The following is a 15,656-nucleotide window of genomic DNA, read 5'->3' as shown; positions in this document are numbered from 1 at the left end:
CAGGGCGGTGAGGGCGTGCGCGCCTGCGTTGGTGGGGTGTCGCCATCGGCGTGTTGGGGTAACGGACGACTGGGCGGACGCCCGCGCACATCCGGGGTGTCCGGCCGGGGCGCCGACCGCGCCGCCCGCGACGCGGTGGTCGAGCAGCCAGCCAGTGAGCACGTCGGCGCGTTGGCGTAACGGAGGACTGGGCGGATGCCCGCGCACAGCGGGGGTGTCCGGCAGCGGGGTCTGGGGCGGAGCCCCAGTTGTGGGAAGGGGCGGGGAGGGGAACAGCCCGCCGCAGGCGTCAAGGCCCGCCGGACACTCCTGAGCGGCCTCGCTGAAGTCCGGTGCGGTTCGGTTGCGCCCCGAAGGGGCGCGGGGCCGTGTCGATGTGCGGCTCCGCCGCGGCTGTGTCGACATGCGGCTCCGCCGCGTGGGCGACCAGCCACGACGCGGCCGCGGATGAACGACCGCACCTCGCGCCACTTCCCGCGGAGCGCTCAGAGCAGCAGCGGCTCCAGATGCGGCACCTCGAACCCCTCGTCGTCGAAGGGGTACAGCGGCCGTACGAGGCGCCGGTGGCCCAGGCGCGCCAGGTCCTGGTCGACCCCGCCGGGGGTGAGCGCGAGCCGCCAGTCCGCCGCCAGGGCGTACAGCTCGGGCTCCAGGTAGCCGATCTTGACGACGACGAGGTCATAGCCGCGCGGGTCCAGCTCGCCGAAGTCGGCCAGGGTGTGGAACGGCTTGCGGCGGCTGACCAGGATCGCCGTGACGCCCCCGCACCGCACCGCCGCGAGATCCCCGCCGACCGGGTCGTCCCGGCGCAGGGCGACCACCTCGCCGGTCAGCTCGCAGGGCGCGGCGTGGTCCGCCGTCCCCCGGCTGATCCCGCCGCCGACGGACAGCCGGACCGTCGCGCCCGGCCCGGCGGCGAAGCACTCCGCGACCGCCGCCGGATCGGTGATCCCGGGGTGCAGGGCGGTGGCGCGGCCGGCGGCCAGGTCCTCGTTGGCCAGCAGCCGCCCGAGCATATAGGCGAGGTCCCCGGCGCCCCCGGCGGTGGGATTGTCGCCGGAGTCGCTGATCAGGAAGGGGCGGGCGGAGGAGGCGACGGCCTCGGCGACGCACTCGTCGGCGCCTCCGGTGGGGCCGACGAAGGCGAAGTCGCGGCGCATCTCCCAGTAGTCGCGGGCCAGGGAGCGGGTCTGTTCGACGGCGAGCACGGGGTCGTCGCCGGTCACCACCACGGCCGCCCGGCAGCGCGGCTCGTCGGCCCAGGCGTAGCCCACCCAGATCGCCGCGTCCACGACACCGTCCATCGCCTCCACGGCGGCCAGCCGCCCGTACAGCGACTTGGCGGGCTCCAGGCGGGTGCTGGTGCGCTCCCCGGGCAGCAGTACCGGGATCTGCACCCAGGCCAGATGCGGGCGACCCCTGCCGGAGGCCAGGCGCTCCACCAGCTTGCGGGCGGCGCGCTCGCGGGTCTCCCAGGCGTCCTCGTGCGGGGCGAGCCGGTGGGCGGTGATCAGATCGAGCCGGCCGGCGAAGCGGCGGGAGACATTGCCGTGGAGGTCCATGGCGGCGGAGATCAGCGCGTCGGGCCCGATCGCCTCCCGTACGGCCTCGGTCAGGTCGCCCTCGGCGTCCTCCAGGCCCACCACGCTCATAGCGCCGTGGATGTCGTAGACCAGCCCGTCGAGCGGACCGGCCCGCCGCAGCCGTTCGATCAGCTCGCCCTTGATCCGGTCGTAGGTCCCGCGCTCGACGGGACCGCCGGGGAGCGAGACGGCGTGGAGCAGGGGCACCCACTCGGCGCGCCCGGCCAGCTCGCCGTCCGGCCGGGTCCAGGCGTAGCGGTCCAGCAGCTCGGCGCCGCGGGTGATACGGAAGTCGTCGTAGGCCGCGCGGTGCGGGCTGAAGGTGCTGGACTCGATGTGCATACCGCCGATGCCGATACGCGGGCGGCGGCCTCCGGACGCGGCAGGATTCATGCTCTCCGACTTCCCCGTCCCACATGTGGTGAAGCCCACAAAGGGGACAAAGGATCTTTTCTGCCTGGCAGAGTGCCAGGTCACAACCACATCACGCCGCCCCCCGGCGCACGACCCGGAAAGCAGCCATGGCCGCACTCGCCCGCTGGTGTCTCAGGCGCCGCGCCATCGTCATCGTGCTGTGGCTGGCCGCCTTCGCCGGGGTCGCCGCGGCGGCGGCCGTGACGGGTTCGGCGTACTCCAACGACTACGACATCCCGGGCACCGACTCCTCCAAGGTCTCCGCCCTGATGGAGCGGCGGCTGCCGGACCGGGCGGGGGACAGCGACACCGTCGTCTGGCACACCGCGGACGGCGCGGGCACCGTACGCGCCCCTGGGGTCGAGCGGCGGATGACGGCGGCGCTGCGGCAGGTGGCGGACCTGCCCGGCGTCGCCTCCGTGACCGGTCCGTCCGGCGCCGTCTCCGCCTCCGGTCCGTACGGTGCCGTCTCCGCGACCGGTCCGTCCGGCGCCGGTGACACCGGCCGGTTGGGCGGATCCGGCGGGCTCGGCGAAGCCGGGGACAACAGCCGGATCAGCGCCGACGGGCACACCGCCTACGCCACCATCGTCTTCCGTAAACCCGCCGCCGACCTGGGCGAGGCGGAGGTGCGCCGGGTGCTCGACACGGTGCGCTCCGCCGCCTCCGGGGCCAAGGGCCTTCAGGTCGAGATGGGCGGAGCGGGCGCCGGGCTCACCGAGCGGACCGGGCCCGCCCATCTGAGCGAGGCCATCGGGGTCGCCGTGGCCGCCGTGGTGCTCTTCCTCGCCTTCGGCTCGCTCGCGGCGACGCTGCTGCCGATCGCCACCGCGCTCATCGGCGTCGGCACCGCGTACGCGGCCATCGGGCTGCTCGGCCACGCCATGACGATCGCCGACTTCGCGCCCATGCTCGGCATGCTGATCGGCCTCGGCGTGGGGATCGACTACGCGCTGTTCATCGTCACCCGGCACCGTAAGGGGCTGCGGCGGGGGCTGTCGGTCGAACAGGCCGCCCAGCGCGCGGTGGCCACCTCGGGGCGCGCGGTGGTCTTCGCGGGCGCGACCGTCTGTCTCGCGCTCCTCGGCATGCTCGTCCTGCGGCTGTCCTTCCTCAACGGGGTGGCGGTCGCGGCGGCGCTCACCGTCGCCCTTACGGTCGTCGCCTCGCTCACCCTGCTGCCCGCGCTGCTCGGCCTGATCGGCATGCGGGCCCTGAGCCGGAAGGAGCGCAGACGGCTGGCCGAGCGGGGGCCGGAGGCCGCGGCGTCCCAGGGCCTGTGCGCCCGCTGGGCGCTCTACGTCGAGCGCCGCCCCAAACTGCTGGGAGCGGTCGCGGCCGCCCTCATCGCGGTGCTCGCCCTCCCCACCTTCTCGCTCCACCTGGGCACCTCGGACCAGGGCAACGGCTCCTCGGCCTCGACCACGCGACGGGCCTACGACCTGCTGGCCGACGGGTTCGGACCAGGTTTCAACGGCCCGTTGACGCTGATAGGCAGCATGGACGGGGCCGACGACCGTATGGCCTTCACCCAACTGCCCGAGACCCTGCGCACCATCCACGGGGTGGCCTCGGTGAGCGCCGCGGACCTGGGCGGAGGCGGCGACACCGGTGTCATCACGGTCGTCCCCACGACGGCACCGCAGTCCCGGGACACCTCCGATCTCGTCGGACGGCTGCGCGCCGAGGTGCTTCCCCGGGCCGAGGAGGGCAGCTCGCTGCGGGTCTACGTGGGCGGGCTGACCGCGGGCTACGACGACTTCGCCGCGATGATCGTGAGCAAGCTGCCGCTGTTCGTGGGGGTGGTGGTGGCGCTGGGATGTGTGCTGTTGCTGCTCGCGTTCCGCAGCATCGGCATCCCGATCAAGGCGGCGGTCATGAACGTGGCCGCCGTCGCGTCGTCCTTCGGCGTGGTGGTCGCGATCTTCCAATGGGGCTGGGGGAGCGAACTGCTGGGGCTGGGCAGGGCGGGCCCGATCGAGCCCTTCCTACCGGTGATCATGGTCTCGGTGCTCTTCGGGCTCTCCATGGACTACCAGGTCTTCCTGGTCAGCCGGATGTACGAGGAGTGGCGGCGCACCCGCGACAACCGCACCGCGGTCCGGGTGGGGCTTGCCGAGACCAGCCGGGTCATCAACTCCGCGGCCATCATCATGATCGCGGTCTTCTCGGCATTCGTGCTCAGCGGCGACCGGATCATCGCGATGTTCGGCATCGGACTGGCGGCCGCTGTCGCCCTGGACGCCTTCGTTCTCCGTACGCTCCTGGTGCCCGCGCTGATGCATCTGCTCGGGGGCGCCAACTGGTGGCTGCCGGGCTGGCTGGAGCGGCTGCTGCCGAGGATCAGCATCGAGGCGGAGGGCGACGGCGAGGGGAGCGCCCAGGGCGATGGCGGGAGTCCGGCGTCCGGACCGGTGGCGGCGCCCGTGCCACTGCCGGGTCAGCCCGCGGTGGTCGCGGAGGGCGCGGAGGGCGCGGCGCGGGCCGGTACGGCACGGTCGCCGGTGCCCTAAGGACCCTCCTCGGGCTTTCTCAGCCATGTGGGCGGGGCGCCTAAGGCCCTGGCCCGAGCGAAGATCGGGCAGTCTCCCGATGTGCCGGGCCTCCTGGCCGACGAAAGTGGACGCGTTCCACGAAACCACTCGTCACCAGGGAGAACGCCATGCTGCACCATGAGTTGCACCGGATCCGCGAGGCCGAGCTGCTGCGGGAGGCCGCCACCCACCGGCTGGCCCGGGAGGCGGCGGAGGGGCCCGGCGGCCGGTCGGCCGGGCGGGAGAGGGGAGGGCGGCTGAGGCCGGTCCGGCGGTGGCGCGGCGACCGCTCACCACGGTCGTACCGCACGGCGGCCTGACGGCGGCCGGGCCGTGCCGCTCGCCATGGGGACTGGGGCGGGAGCCGGAACGGGGAGCGTCAAAGCTGTGGCCGCCGGAGCGGTGGAATCCGGGGCGGCGGGGGCCGGAAAAGCCGGTGCCGCGGTGTCGGTGCCCTGTGCGATGCTCGACGACGTGCAGACCACGTCCGTCAGCCCGGTGTTCATCGGCCGCGCCCAGGAGTTGGCGACCCTCGAGGACGCGCTCGCCCGCGCCACCGCGGGCGAGCCGCAGGTGCTGCTGGTGGGGGGAGAGGCGGGGGTAGGCAAGACCCGCCTCATCGACGAGTTCCTGGCCTCGGCCGTGGCCGCGGGGGCGGTCGCGGCGGTCGGCGGCTGTGTGGAAATCGGCGCCGACGGGCTGCCGTTCGCGCCCGTGTCCACCGTGCTGCGCTCGCTGCGCCGCAAGCTGGGCGCCGAGCTGGACGGGGCCGCCGCCGGGCAGGAGGGCGAACTGGCCCGGCTGCTGCCCGAGCTGGGCGAAACCTCGCGCGCGTCCCACGACGGGGACGGCCGGGCCCGGCTGTTCGAGCTCACCGTCCGGCTGCTGGAGCGGCTGGCCGCCGAGCGCACCCTTGTCGTCGCCATCGAGGATCTGCACTGGGCCGACCGCTCCACCCGCGAGCTGCTCGGCTATCTCTTCCGCTCGCTGCTCAGCGCCCGGCTGCTGGTCGTGGCCACCTACCGCTCCGACGACATCCACCGCCGCCATCCCCTGCGCCCGTTCCTCGCCGAGGTGGACCGGATGCGTGAGGTGCGGCGGATCGAGCTGTCCCGCTTCACCCGCGGTGAGGTGCACGCCCAGCTGACCGGGATCAACGGGGCCGAGCCGGAGCGCGACCTGGTCGACCGGATCTTCAAGCGCAGCGACGGCAACGCCTTCTTCGTGGAGGAGATCGCCCGCTCCCTCAACGAGGGCTGCGCCACCGGGCTCAGCGAATCGCTGCGCGATCTGCTGCTGGTGCGGGTCGAGGCGCTGCCCGAGGAAGCCCAGGGGGTGGTGCGGATCCTCGCCGAGGGCGGCTCCTCGGTGGAGTACGAACTGCTGCGCGCCGTCGCCCGGCTGGGCGAGGACGAGCTGATCGACGCGCTGCGGGCCGCCGTAGGGGCGAACATCCTGCGCCCCACGGCCGACGACAGCGGCTACCGCTTCCGGCATTCGCTGGTGCGCGAGGCGGTGCGTGACGATCTGCTGCCCGGGGAGCGCTCCCGGCTCAACCGGCGCTTCGCGGAGGCCCTGGAGGCCGAGCCCGCGCTGGTCCGGGCCGATGAGCGGGCCGCCCGGCTGGCCAGCTACTGGTACCACGCCCACGACCCCGCCAAGGCCCTGCCCGCCGTGCTCCAGGCGTCCGTCGCGGCACGGCGGCGGTACGCCCACGCGGAGCAGCTGCGGCTGCTGGAGCGGGCCATGGAGCTGTGGGAGGACGCCCCCAAGGAGATACGGCGGGCGCAGCGGCCCATGGACTACGCGGAGGCGTACCCCGCCTGCGGCTGTGAGGACCAGCCGCTGCACCATCTCGATCTGCTCGCCGAGGTGGTGGTGGCCGCGCACATGTCCGGGCAGCGGGAGCGGGCGCTGGCCGTCAGCAAGCGGGCGCTGCGGACGCTGGACCGCGGCGGTGACGACCCGCTGCGGGCCGCCTGGTTCTGGACCCAGCAGGGCAAACTGATGGAGGGCCTGGCCCGCGGTGACGGTTGGGAGGAGCTGAGCCGGGCCCAGGAGCTGGTGCGCGGGCTGCCGCCGTCCCCCGTGCACGCCGAGGTCATGGCGCAGGTGGCGGGCTGGACGATGACCCACCGGCCAGGTGCCGAGGGCCTGGCCGCCGCCGAACGGGCGGTGGAGCTGGCCCGGCTGGTCGGCGCCGAGAGCACGGAGCTGAACGCCCGCCTGACGCTGGGCTACTTCACCGGTGACTCCGGCGACATCGAGCGCGGTCTGGCCGAGATGCGCGAGGTCTGCGAGCGGGCCCTGGACCTCGGCGACATCAGCGTCCTGGGGCGCTGCTATGTCAATCTCGCCTCGGCGCTGGAGGGAGTCGGCCGGTCGGCCGAGGCGGTGCAGACCGCCGAGGAGGGCGCCCGGATCCTGGACCGGGTCGGCCTGGTGGACTCCCGGGCCTGGGTCTACGGGAATCTGGCCGAGTCGCTGTTCTCCCTGGGTCGCTGGGACGAGGCGGAGGCGGCGGCCCTGAAAACCCGGCGGCTCGCCCTCGGCACCAAGCCGCGCGGCACCGCCGCCAACCGGCTCGCCCAGCTGGCGCTGGCGCGCGGGGAGTGGGACACGGCGGAGCGCGAGCTGGCCGCGGCCCGGGAGCACTACGGGGCCCGCAACACCGAACCGCAGTACACCCTCCAGATCGCGGGGCACGCCATCGAACTCGCGGCGGCCCGTGGCCGGATCCTGGAGGTCCGGGCCCTGCTGGACCAGGCCGTGGAGGCCGGTTTCCCGCCCGGGATGCAGCGCTATGCCTGGCGGTTGCTGTACACGGCCGCCGCGGCCGAGTCGGCCGCGCGCGGGCTGCCCACGGCCGAGCCGGGCCGGGGCGAGGCGGTGGCCCGCCTCCGGGTGGCGGTGAAGCGGGTGTCGCAGCCCGTGCCGGTGTGGCGGGCCTACGCGGCGATGGTCCAGGCCGAACTGGCGCGCGCCGAGGGCCGGGCCCGGCCGGACCTCTGGGCCGAGGCCACGGCCGCCTTCGTCGCGCTGGACCGCCCCCATCCGCTGGCCCGCGCCCGCCACCGCTGGGCGGAAGCGCTGCTCACCGTGGGTCAGGGCGCCTCCGGGCAGGGTGCCTTGGGTCAGGGCGCCTCCGGGCAGGGTGCCTTGGGCCAGGGCGCCTCCGGGCAGAGCGCCCCGGGCCAGCGCGCCCACGGTCAGGGCGCCTCCGGCCAAGGTGCCCACGGCCAGGGCGCCCCGGTCCGGGCCGATCGCGACCACGCCGCCGAACTGCTCGCCCAGGCACATGCCGTGGCCGACCGGCTGGGCGCCCGTCCGCTGCGCGAGGAGATCGAGTTGCTGGCCCGGCGCGCCCGGCTGCCCCTGGCGTCCGCCGCGACCCGCGCCGCGCTCGACGCGTCCCCGGGCCGCACCCCCGCGCTGCCCCCGGCGCCGGGCTCCTCGGCCCCGGCCGCCGAGCCCACAGAACCCGTCGATCCGGCCGAGGAGCTGGGGCTGACGCCACGGGAGCGGGATGTGCTGCGGTTGGTCGCCGACGGGCGCAGCAATCGCCAGATCGCCGAGGAACTCTTCATCTCACCCAAGACGGCCAGCGTCCATGTCTCCAACATCCTGGCCAAGCTGGGCGTCTCGGGCCGGGCCGAGGCAGCCGCCGTGGCCCACCGACTGCGGCTGGTGGACGGCTTGGCCGATGGCGCGGCGGCGGCCCGCTGACGGTGTGCGCGGTGCGCACCGGCAGCAGACCGGGGCGTGGCAGGACGCCAGGGCTGGCAGGACGCGCGATACGCCGACCACCCGCCGCGTCAGTCCCCTCCCGAGCCAGTCCCCTTCCGGGTCAGTCCCCTTCGCGGGGCCGGATCACCACTCGCCCGGAGTCAAGGTCTATAGGGCCCTTCCCCGGGTCGCTGCTGCGCGTCTCGTCGAGCGTGAATTCCAGCCGGTTGCGCTCTTCCTCGGTGTGCTTGCGGCCGGGCGCGAACAGTTCCTCGATGAGGTTGAACATGACGACCCCCGTAGGCGTGCGACTGCTGCCAGTGTAGGCAGACCCGTCACAGAACGGGCACTCCACACCATGTCGGCCGAACTCAACACCACGACCAGCCGATTCGCCCTCCCCTCAATCTCCCCTCAGCGGATCTCCCCTCGGCGGACCTCCCTTCAGCGGACCTCCAGCCGCAGGATCCGGTCGTCCTCCCGACCCGGCTTACCACGCCCATCCGTATTGCTCGTGGTCAGCCACAGCCCCCCGTCGTCCGCCGCCACCACGCTGCGCAGCCGTCCGTACTTCCCGTCCAGGAACGACTGTGGCTTCGCCACCGCCTTGTCGCCCTTCAGCGGAATGCGCCACAGCCGCTCACCGCGCAGCCCCGCCATCCAGATCGAGCCCTTGGCGAAGGCGATTCCGCTCGGCGAGGCGTCCTTGGGCTTCCACTGCTCGAGCGGATCGGCGAAGCCCTTCTTCCCGGCCTTGCCCTCGGCCTCCGGCCAGCCGTAGTTCTTGCCCGGCTCGATCAGATTGAGCTCGTCCCAGGTGTCCTGGCCGAACTCGGAGGCCCACAGCCGCTTGTCCGCATCCCAGGCCAGGCCCTGCACATTGCGGTGACCCGGGGAGTAGACGACCGACTGGGCGTCCGGATTGCGGGGCGCGGGCTCGCCGTCCGGGGTCATCCGCAGGATCTTGCCGCCGAAGGAGTCCATGTCCTGGGCGAGCCCGCGGTCACCGCTCTCGCCCGTGCCCGCGTAGAGCATCTTGTCCGGGCCGAAGGCGATGCGGCCCCCGTTGTGGATCGCGCCCTTGGGGATGCCCTTGAAGATCGTGTCCGGGGCGCCGAGCTGATCGCCTGCCGGGCGCTTGTCGTCGTACACCATCCGGACGATGCGGTTGTCCGAATCGGTGGTGAAGTACGCGTAGACCATATGGTCCGCGCCGAAGTCGGAGGAGACCGCCAGCCCCAGCAGCCCGCCCTCACCGGCGGCGGAGACGCCCGGGACGGACCCCAGCTCGGTCTTCTTCCCCGAGTCCGCCGAGACCTTGAAGATCTTCCCGGTGTCCCGCGAGGAGACCAGCAGATCCCCGCCGGGGAGCGGCGCGAGCCCCCAGGGGGAGTCCAGCTTCGTGGTGAGCGTGCGCTCCACCTTCACCGAGCCCTTCGCGGGCGCCGCGGACTCCGTCGGCGAGGGCGCGCCCGGGGAGGAGCCCCCGTCGCCCGGCTTCGTGGGCGCGGACGACCGGCTGCCCGGTCTGGTGATGCTGTCGCCATCGGACGAGCAGCCCGCCATGAGCACCACGGCGGCAGCGGCGGCGAGAACGGAGGTGACGCGAGGACGTCGCACGGTCGGGTTCCTCTCCATGGGCACGTGTGCCGCGGCACGGCACTGATTCTTATACACCGCGGACCCGCGCCGGGTTCCCATCCCCGAATCGGGCCCGGACCAGGGCCGAACGCACACCGGCGGCCCGCGCCGGGCGGCCGGTGTGCGACGCGCTCAGTCCCACGACCCCCGCGCCGGCGGCAGCTCCGCGATCTCCGCGAGGTCCTCGGGCGAGAGCGGCAGACCGGCCGCCGCGCAGTTCTCCGCCGCCCACCGCTCCCGCTTCGTCCCCGGCACCGGCACCACATGCGGTCCCTGCGCGAGCAGCCAGGCCAGGGCCACCTGCGCCGGGGTCACTCCGTCCCCGTGCCGCTGGGCGACCCGTCGCAGACCGGCCACGATCGGCTGGTTCGCGGCCATCATCTCCGCCGTGAACCGCGGATGCCGGGCCCGCATGTCGTCCGGCTCGAAGCCCTGCCCCGGGGTGAGCGTTCCGCTCAGGAAGCCGTTGCCCAGCGGCATCGCCGCCAGGAAGCCCACTCCGCGCGAGGCGCACCACGGCACCAGCGCCTCCAGTGCGTCGGGCGACCACACCGACAGCTCCGCCTGCACACAGCTGACCGGAAAGACCTGCTGGACCCGCTCCAGTTGGCGCACCGTGGCGTCGTGCATCCCGGCGCCCGCCCTCCGCTGTGCCCGCGCGCCCACGGCGCACAGCCCGAGTGCCCGCACCTTCCCGGCCGCGACCAGCTCCGCCATCGCGCCCCAGGTCTCCTCTATGGGGACCTCCGGGTCGGCCCGGTGCAGCTGGTAGAGGTCGATCACATCGGTCTGGAGCCGGCGCAGCGAGGCGTCGCAGGCCCGCTTCACATAGCCGGGCCGCCCGTTGGCCACGATGTGCTGGTCGCCCACCAGCAGTCCGCATTTGGTGGACACGAAGGCGTCCGCCCGCCGCTCCTTGAGCACCCGCCCCACCAGCAGTTCATTGGTGAAGGGGCCGTACATGTCGGCGGTGTCCAGCAGGCTCGCCCCCGAGTCGAGCGCGGTGTGCACGGCGCGCACCGAGTGCTCGCCACTGCGCTGCGAAGCGGTGTACGCCCAGCTCATCGGCATGCATCCAAGGCCGATGGCCCCCACTTCGAGCGCCGCCGCGCCGATTCTCCTGCGCTCCACCTGGCCTGACCCCTCCCGTTCCTCGGACCCCAAACTAACCTCTGCCAACGGCTGGTGATCGCATAGCCTCCTGGCATGAGTGCAGATCACAGCGATACGTTCCGCCACCACGATTCGACTCACGGTTCATCCGAAGCGCGTGACCTGGTGTGGCTGCCCATCCCGCCCGAGGAGATGGACGGCCTACCCGACACCCTCGAATACGCCCACTGGGACGGCGGCGAGGACTTCCCCACCGACCCGGCGCGCTGCGCGTTCTACTGCGTCCCCTACATGAAGCCGCCGCAGGTGTGCACCCGTCCGCTGCCCGGCATGACCAACCTGCGGGTGGTGCAGACCCTGACCGCCGGGATAGACCACATCAGGCCCGCGCTGGCCGATCTCGCGCCCGGGGTGCGGCTGTGCAACGCGCGTGGGGTGCACGACGCGAGCACCGCCGAGCTCGCCCTCACCCTCATCCTGGCCTCGCTGCGCGGTATACCCGACTTCGTCCGGGGTCAGGACGCCGAGGAGTGGCGCTCCGGCTTCCGTCCCGCGCTCGCCGACAAGTCCGTGCTGATCGTCGGCTACGGGGCCATCGGCAGCGCGATCGAGGATCGGCTTGTGCCCTTCGAGTGCGAGCGGGTGGCGCGCGTCGCGCGCTCCCCGCGCACGACCGAGCGCGGCCCGGTGCATCCGATCGACGAATTGCCCCGACTGCTTCCGGAAGCCGATGTGGTGGTGCTGGTGACCCCGCTCACCGAGGCCACCCGCGGTCTGGCCGGGGCGGAATTCCTGTCGCGGATGAAGGACGGGGCGCTGCTGGTGAACGTCTCCCGTGGTGGGGTCGTGGACACCAAGGCCCTGCTCATGGAGTTGGAGTCGGGCCGGCTGCGGGCCGCGCTCGATGTGACCGACCCCGAACCACTGCCCGTCGGGCATCCGCTGTGGCACGCTCCAGGGGCGCTCATCTCCCCGCATGTGGGCGGCCCCACGTCGGCCTTCCTCCCGCGCGCCAAGCGGCTGTTGAGGGATCAGCTGCATCGTTACGCGCGCGGCGAGTCGCTGGCACATCTCGTCGCCACGACGGGGTAGACATGCCTCTGGCACCACATACAGGCACCGATTGACTCCCCTCCGTATATACAACGCCCTAGTCGGTTACGGTCCGTAGATGGCCTATGTCCCTGCGTGACCACTCTGGTGTATCGTCCCGACCGGGGGCTGCGCCACTGACCTGACGGCGTCAGCGATGGACCGGAACTCGAGGGGGGCGACGGGCGATGTATGGCCGATGGACCGACAACCCGACGCAGCTCAGGCGTCGACCGCGACACTTCCGCGCAGCCGCGCGGTTCTCCAACTCGACGAGGCCCGCGGGGATACCGCTTCCGGGGGCCCCGAGGCGCCAGTGGTCCGCCACGCAGTGGATGGCAGTCCAGTGAGCGCCACGGGAGCGGTGCTCGCCCGGCCGTCGGTCTCCGGCGGCGGGGCCGGGCTGTTGCCGCAAGTGGTCCTCGCCCTGGTCTGCGGCGGTTACGCGGCGGGGGCGATCGTCGGCTGGGGATCGTCCCAACTGGCCCTTGTCATGGGTGACTTCGGGCTGAGCGCCGCCGCGTTCGCCGCCGCGGCCTCCTGTCTGTGGCACGGCCGCCGGCACGCCGGGCGGCTGCGCCCGGCCTGGCTGCTGTTCGCCGCCTCCTCGGCCATGGCCGGGCTGGGGAACGCCGTCTGGGGCTGGTACGAGGTGGTGCTCGGCCGCCCCGTGCCGACCCCCTCGGTCGCCGACTTCTGCTTCCTGCTCTTCGCGCCGCCCGCCATCGTCGGGATGCTGGTGCTCGCCAAGCGCCCCACGAGCCGGGCCCGGTGGATCTGTCTGGGGCTGGACGCCTGGCTGATCGCCGGATCGCTGGTCACGCTCTCCTGGAGCCTCGCGCTCGCCCACACCGGCGAGTTCGGCGCGGACGGCGCCTCCGTGGCCCGCGGCGCCCTGTCGCTCGCCTATCCGCTGCTGGACATCGTGCTGGTGAGCATGGTGATCGTGCTCCACTTCCGGCGCTCCTCGGGCAACCGCTCCGCGATCAACACCGCGATCGCCGCCTTCGCGCTCACCGTGCTGTGCGACGCGCTGTTCACCTCGCCGCTGCTGCGGGAGCACTACCGCTCCGGGCAGATACTCGACGCCGGGTGGTTCGCCGGTTCCGCGCTGCTGGCGTACGCACCCTGGGTGGCCCGCCGCGAGGCCGCCCAGAACCCGCCGCCGGCGCGCCGCTCCCCGCAGCAGAGCGTCCCCATCGCGGGCTCGCTCGCCGCACTCGCGCCCTATCTCGCCGCAGCCGTCTGCACCTTGGGGGTCCTGTTCAACGTGATGGACGGCCGGCCGATCGACGGGGTGGTGCTCTTCACCGCCTGCGCGGTCGTGCTCGCGCTCGTCGTCCGACAGGCGATCATGCTGATGGACAACATCAGGCTCACCCAGGAACTCGCCCAGAAGGAGAACCACTTCCGCTCCCTGGTGCAGAGCTCCAGCGATGTGATCATGATCGCCGCGCCCACCGGAATCCTGCGCTACGTCAGCCCGGCCGCCTCCGGGGTCTACGGCCGCGACGCGGACGAGATGATCGGCTCCGAGCTGGCTTCCCTCATCCACCCCGAGGACCTCGGATCGGTGGTCCACGAGGTCCGCCGGTTCCTGGCCGCCGCACCGGGCGAGGAGCCCACCACGCGCATCGAATGCCGCTTCCGCTCCGGCTCCGGCGACTGGCTCAACGTGGAGTCCACGATCAACCGCCACCACGGCGGGCTGATCTTCAACAGCCGCGATGTCACCGAGCGGGTCCGGCTCCAGGCCCAGCTCCAGCACAACGCCGAGCACGACCCGCTCACCGATCTGCCCAACCGCGCCCTGTTCACCCGGCGGGTCGCGCACGCCGTCGCCGGCCGCCGCCGTACGGACGCCGGCACCGCGGTGCTCTTCATCGACCTCGACGGCTTCAAGGCGGTCAACGACACCGTCGGCCACCACGCCGGGGACGAGCTGCTGGTCCAGGCCGCCCGCCGGCTCCAGGAGTCCGTGCGGTCCGGGTCCGGCGACTGCGCGGCCCGGCTCGGGGGCGACGAGTTCGCCGCCCTCATCCTCGGCGACGGCGAGGGGGACGCGGGCACCCGCGAGCAGCGCATCATGGAGATCGCCGACCGGCTGCGGCTCCGGCTCTCCCAGCCCTACCGAGTCGAGGGCGGCACCGAGGTCCGCGTGGCCGCCAGCATCGGCGTCGCCTTCGCCGAGCCCGGCACCAGCCCCGGCGCCCTGATGCGCAACGCCGACCTGGCGATGTACCGCGCCAAGGCCGCGGGCAAGAACCGCGTCGAGCTGTACGCACCACAGATGCAGGCCGAGGTGGCGCGGCGCGCCGAGGTCGCCACCAGACTGCGCGCCGCCCTGCACGACGGGGAGTTCGTGCTGCTGCACCAGCCCGTCGTCGAGCTGGCCGGCGGCCGGATCACCGCGGTCGCGGCGCAGGCCCGCTGGCGCTCGGCCCAGGGGATCCTGTTCACCCCCGCCGAGTTCCTCCGGGTCGCCGACAACGGCCGGGGGAGCGGCGAGGACACCGCCCGTACCGCCGAGCTGTCCCGCTGGATGCTGGAGGCGGCCGTCGAGCAGGCCGCCCAGCGGCGCCGTGACGGCCATCCGGTCCCGGTCTGCGTACGGCTCCCCGCGAGCCGGCTGGTGGACAAGTCGATGCCGCCCAAGGCCGTGGAGACCCTGCTGGCCCGCCACGGGCTGCCGTCCGGCGCGCTGATCCTGGAGCTGACCGACAGCGATCCACGGGTGCCGCTGGACGAGCTCGAGCACCGCCTCGGCGCACTGCGCCGGCTGGGGGTGCGGATCGCCCTCGACGGCTTCGGCAGCGGCTATGCCGCGATCAGGGCGCTCCGCAGGCTTCCCATCGATGTGCTGAAACTGGACCCCGGACTGGTCGAGGGAGTGGTCGAGTCCTCACGGCTGCACAAGATCACCGCAGGGCTGCTGAGGATCGCCGGCGATCTCGGGATGCAGTCCATCGCAGAGGGGGTGGAGTTGCCCGAGCAGATTGTCACCCTGCGCGGTATGGGATGCACCCACGCCCAAGGGGCGGCCTTCAGCGGGCCGCTGGACGAGCACCGGCTGCGCCGGGCGCTGCTGCGCGGCGGCTATCCGGTGCCGCGCCCGGAGCCCCCGCTGCTGGTCGGCGGCGCCCTGCCGATCCGGCACGGCGGTCATGGCGGGCACGGCGGCTCCCACGGCCCGCGCCGTACGGAGCCGCACACCCACCCGCCGACCCGCTCAAATACTGAGACGCCCGTCCCACCCACTTGACACCCGATATGCGCCGGGGGGAGGGTCGGAGCCATGCGCACCCGAATTCTCGTACTTGGACAGCGCGTCGGCTGAGCAGGGCCCATCGAAGCCCTGCGGACCCTCACCGGCGCGCTCCCCTCGCTTGCCTTACGGCACGAGGGGTTTTTTGTTGCACCGGCAGGGCCCGGTGCACCCCCCCCCCCCCCCCCCCCCCCCCCAACAAAAATTGGGTAAAAGTAATGCCCATTACCCGCACGCGCCCCCGGGGTGGGGTAATTAAAAAAAAGAACAGGCCGCGGTATTTTTGTG

General features: G+C 73.1%; 9 protein-coding genes. 5 read left to right on the top strand and 4 right to left on the bottom strand.

The genetic code is table 11. The features are described from left to right. Positions 1 to 485: 485 nt before the first annotated feature. A complete protein-coding gene (locus tag ACFXB5_RS44270; protein ID WP_385219460.1) occupies positions 486 to 1,976 on the bottom strand; it encodes a M81 family metallopeptidase in 1,491 nt (496 codons plus the stop codon). A 128-nt stretch (positions 1,977 to 2,104) separates the two neighbouring features. Between ACFXB5_RS44270 and ACFXB5_RS44265 the strand changes: the two genes are divergently transcribed. The 3 genes from ACFXB5_RS44265 to ACFXB5_RS44255 all read left to right on the top strand — a co-directional run bounded on the left by ACFXB5_RS44265 (position 2,105) and on the right by ACFXB5_RS44255 (position 8,257). Then, complete coding sequence (locus tag ACFXB5_RS44265) at positions 2,105 to 4,510, top strand: MMPL family transporter (protein ID WP_385219458.1); 2,406 nt, start codon at positions 2,105 to 2,107, stop codon at positions 4,508 to 4,510. A gap of 149 nt (positions 4,511 to 4,659) precedes the next feature. Continuing rightward, on the top strand, positions 4,660 to 4,851 hold the full coding sequence (locus ACFXB5_RS44260; RefSeq protein ID WP_385219456.1) for a hypothetical protein: 192 nt from the start codon (positions 4,660 to 4,662) through the stop codon (positions 4,849 to 4,851). Between the two features lie 142 nt (positions 4,852 to 4,993). After that, the gene (locus tag ACFXB5_RS44255) at positions 4,994 to 8,257 is read left to right on the top strand and encodes an AAA family ATPase (protein WP_385219462.1); all 3,264 of its coding nucleotides are present in this window, start codon (positions 4,994 to 4,996) and stop codon (positions 8,255 to 8,257) included. A gap of 121 nt (positions 8,258 to 8,378) precedes the next feature. On the opposite strand, the gene ACFXB5_RS44250 is transcribed toward ACFXB5_RS44255, so the two are convergent. The 3 genes from ACFXB5_RS44250 to ACFXB5_RS44240 form a co-directional block, all read right to left on the bottom strand. Next, a complete protein-coding gene (locus ACFXB5_RS44250; protein WP_167396640.1) occupies positions 8,379 to 8,546 on the bottom strand; it encodes a DUF6191 domain-containing protein in 168 nt (55 codons plus the stop codon). 155 nt (positions 8,547 to 8,701) lie between these two features. Next, positions 8,702 to 9,877 (bottom strand): PQQ-dependent sugar dehydrogenase, encoded by a 1,176-nt coding sequence (locus ACFXB5_RS44245; RefSeq protein WP_385219454.1) that lies wholly within the window; start codon positions 9,875 to 9,877, stop codon positions 8,702 to 8,704. Between the two features lie 153 nt (positions 9,878 to 10,030). Further along, complete coding sequence (locus tag ACFXB5_RS44240; RefSeq protein WP_385219452.1) at positions 10,031 to 11,029, bottom strand: aldo/keto reductase; 999 nt, start codon at positions 11,027 to 11,029, stop codon at positions 10,031 to 10,033. Positions 11,030 to 11,104: 75 nt separating this feature from the next. On the opposite strand from ACFXB5_RS44240, the gene ACFXB5_RS44235 reads away from it, so the two are divergent. Both ACFXB5_RS44235 and ACFXB5_RS44230 read left to right on the top strand, forming a co-directional pair. Beyond that, positions 11,105 to 12,103 (top strand): 2-hydroxyacid dehydrogenase, encoded by a 999-nt coding sequence (locus ACFXB5_RS44235; protein ID WP_385219450.1) that lies wholly within the window; start codon positions 11,105 to 11,107, stop codon positions 12,101 to 12,103. Positions 12,104 to 12,449: 346 nt separating this feature from the next. After that, complete coding sequence (locus ACFXB5_RS44230) at positions 12,450 to 15,365, top strand: putative bifunctional diguanylate cyclase/phosphodiesterase (RefSeq protein ID WP_385219449.1); 2,916 nt, start codon at positions 12,450 to 12,452, stop codon at positions 15,363 to 15,365. Positions 15,366 to 15,656: the final 291 nt, after the last annotated feature.

Source organism: Streptomyces sp. NPDC059455, from assembly GCF_042750115.1.
GTDB classification, from domain to species: domain Bacteria; phylum Actinomycetota; class Actinomycetes; order Streptomycetales; family Streptomycetaceae; genus Streptomyces; species Streptomyces endocoffeicus.
Note: the sequence above shows the minus strand (reverse complement) of the source record. Positions and strands in the feature narration are given on the sequence as shown.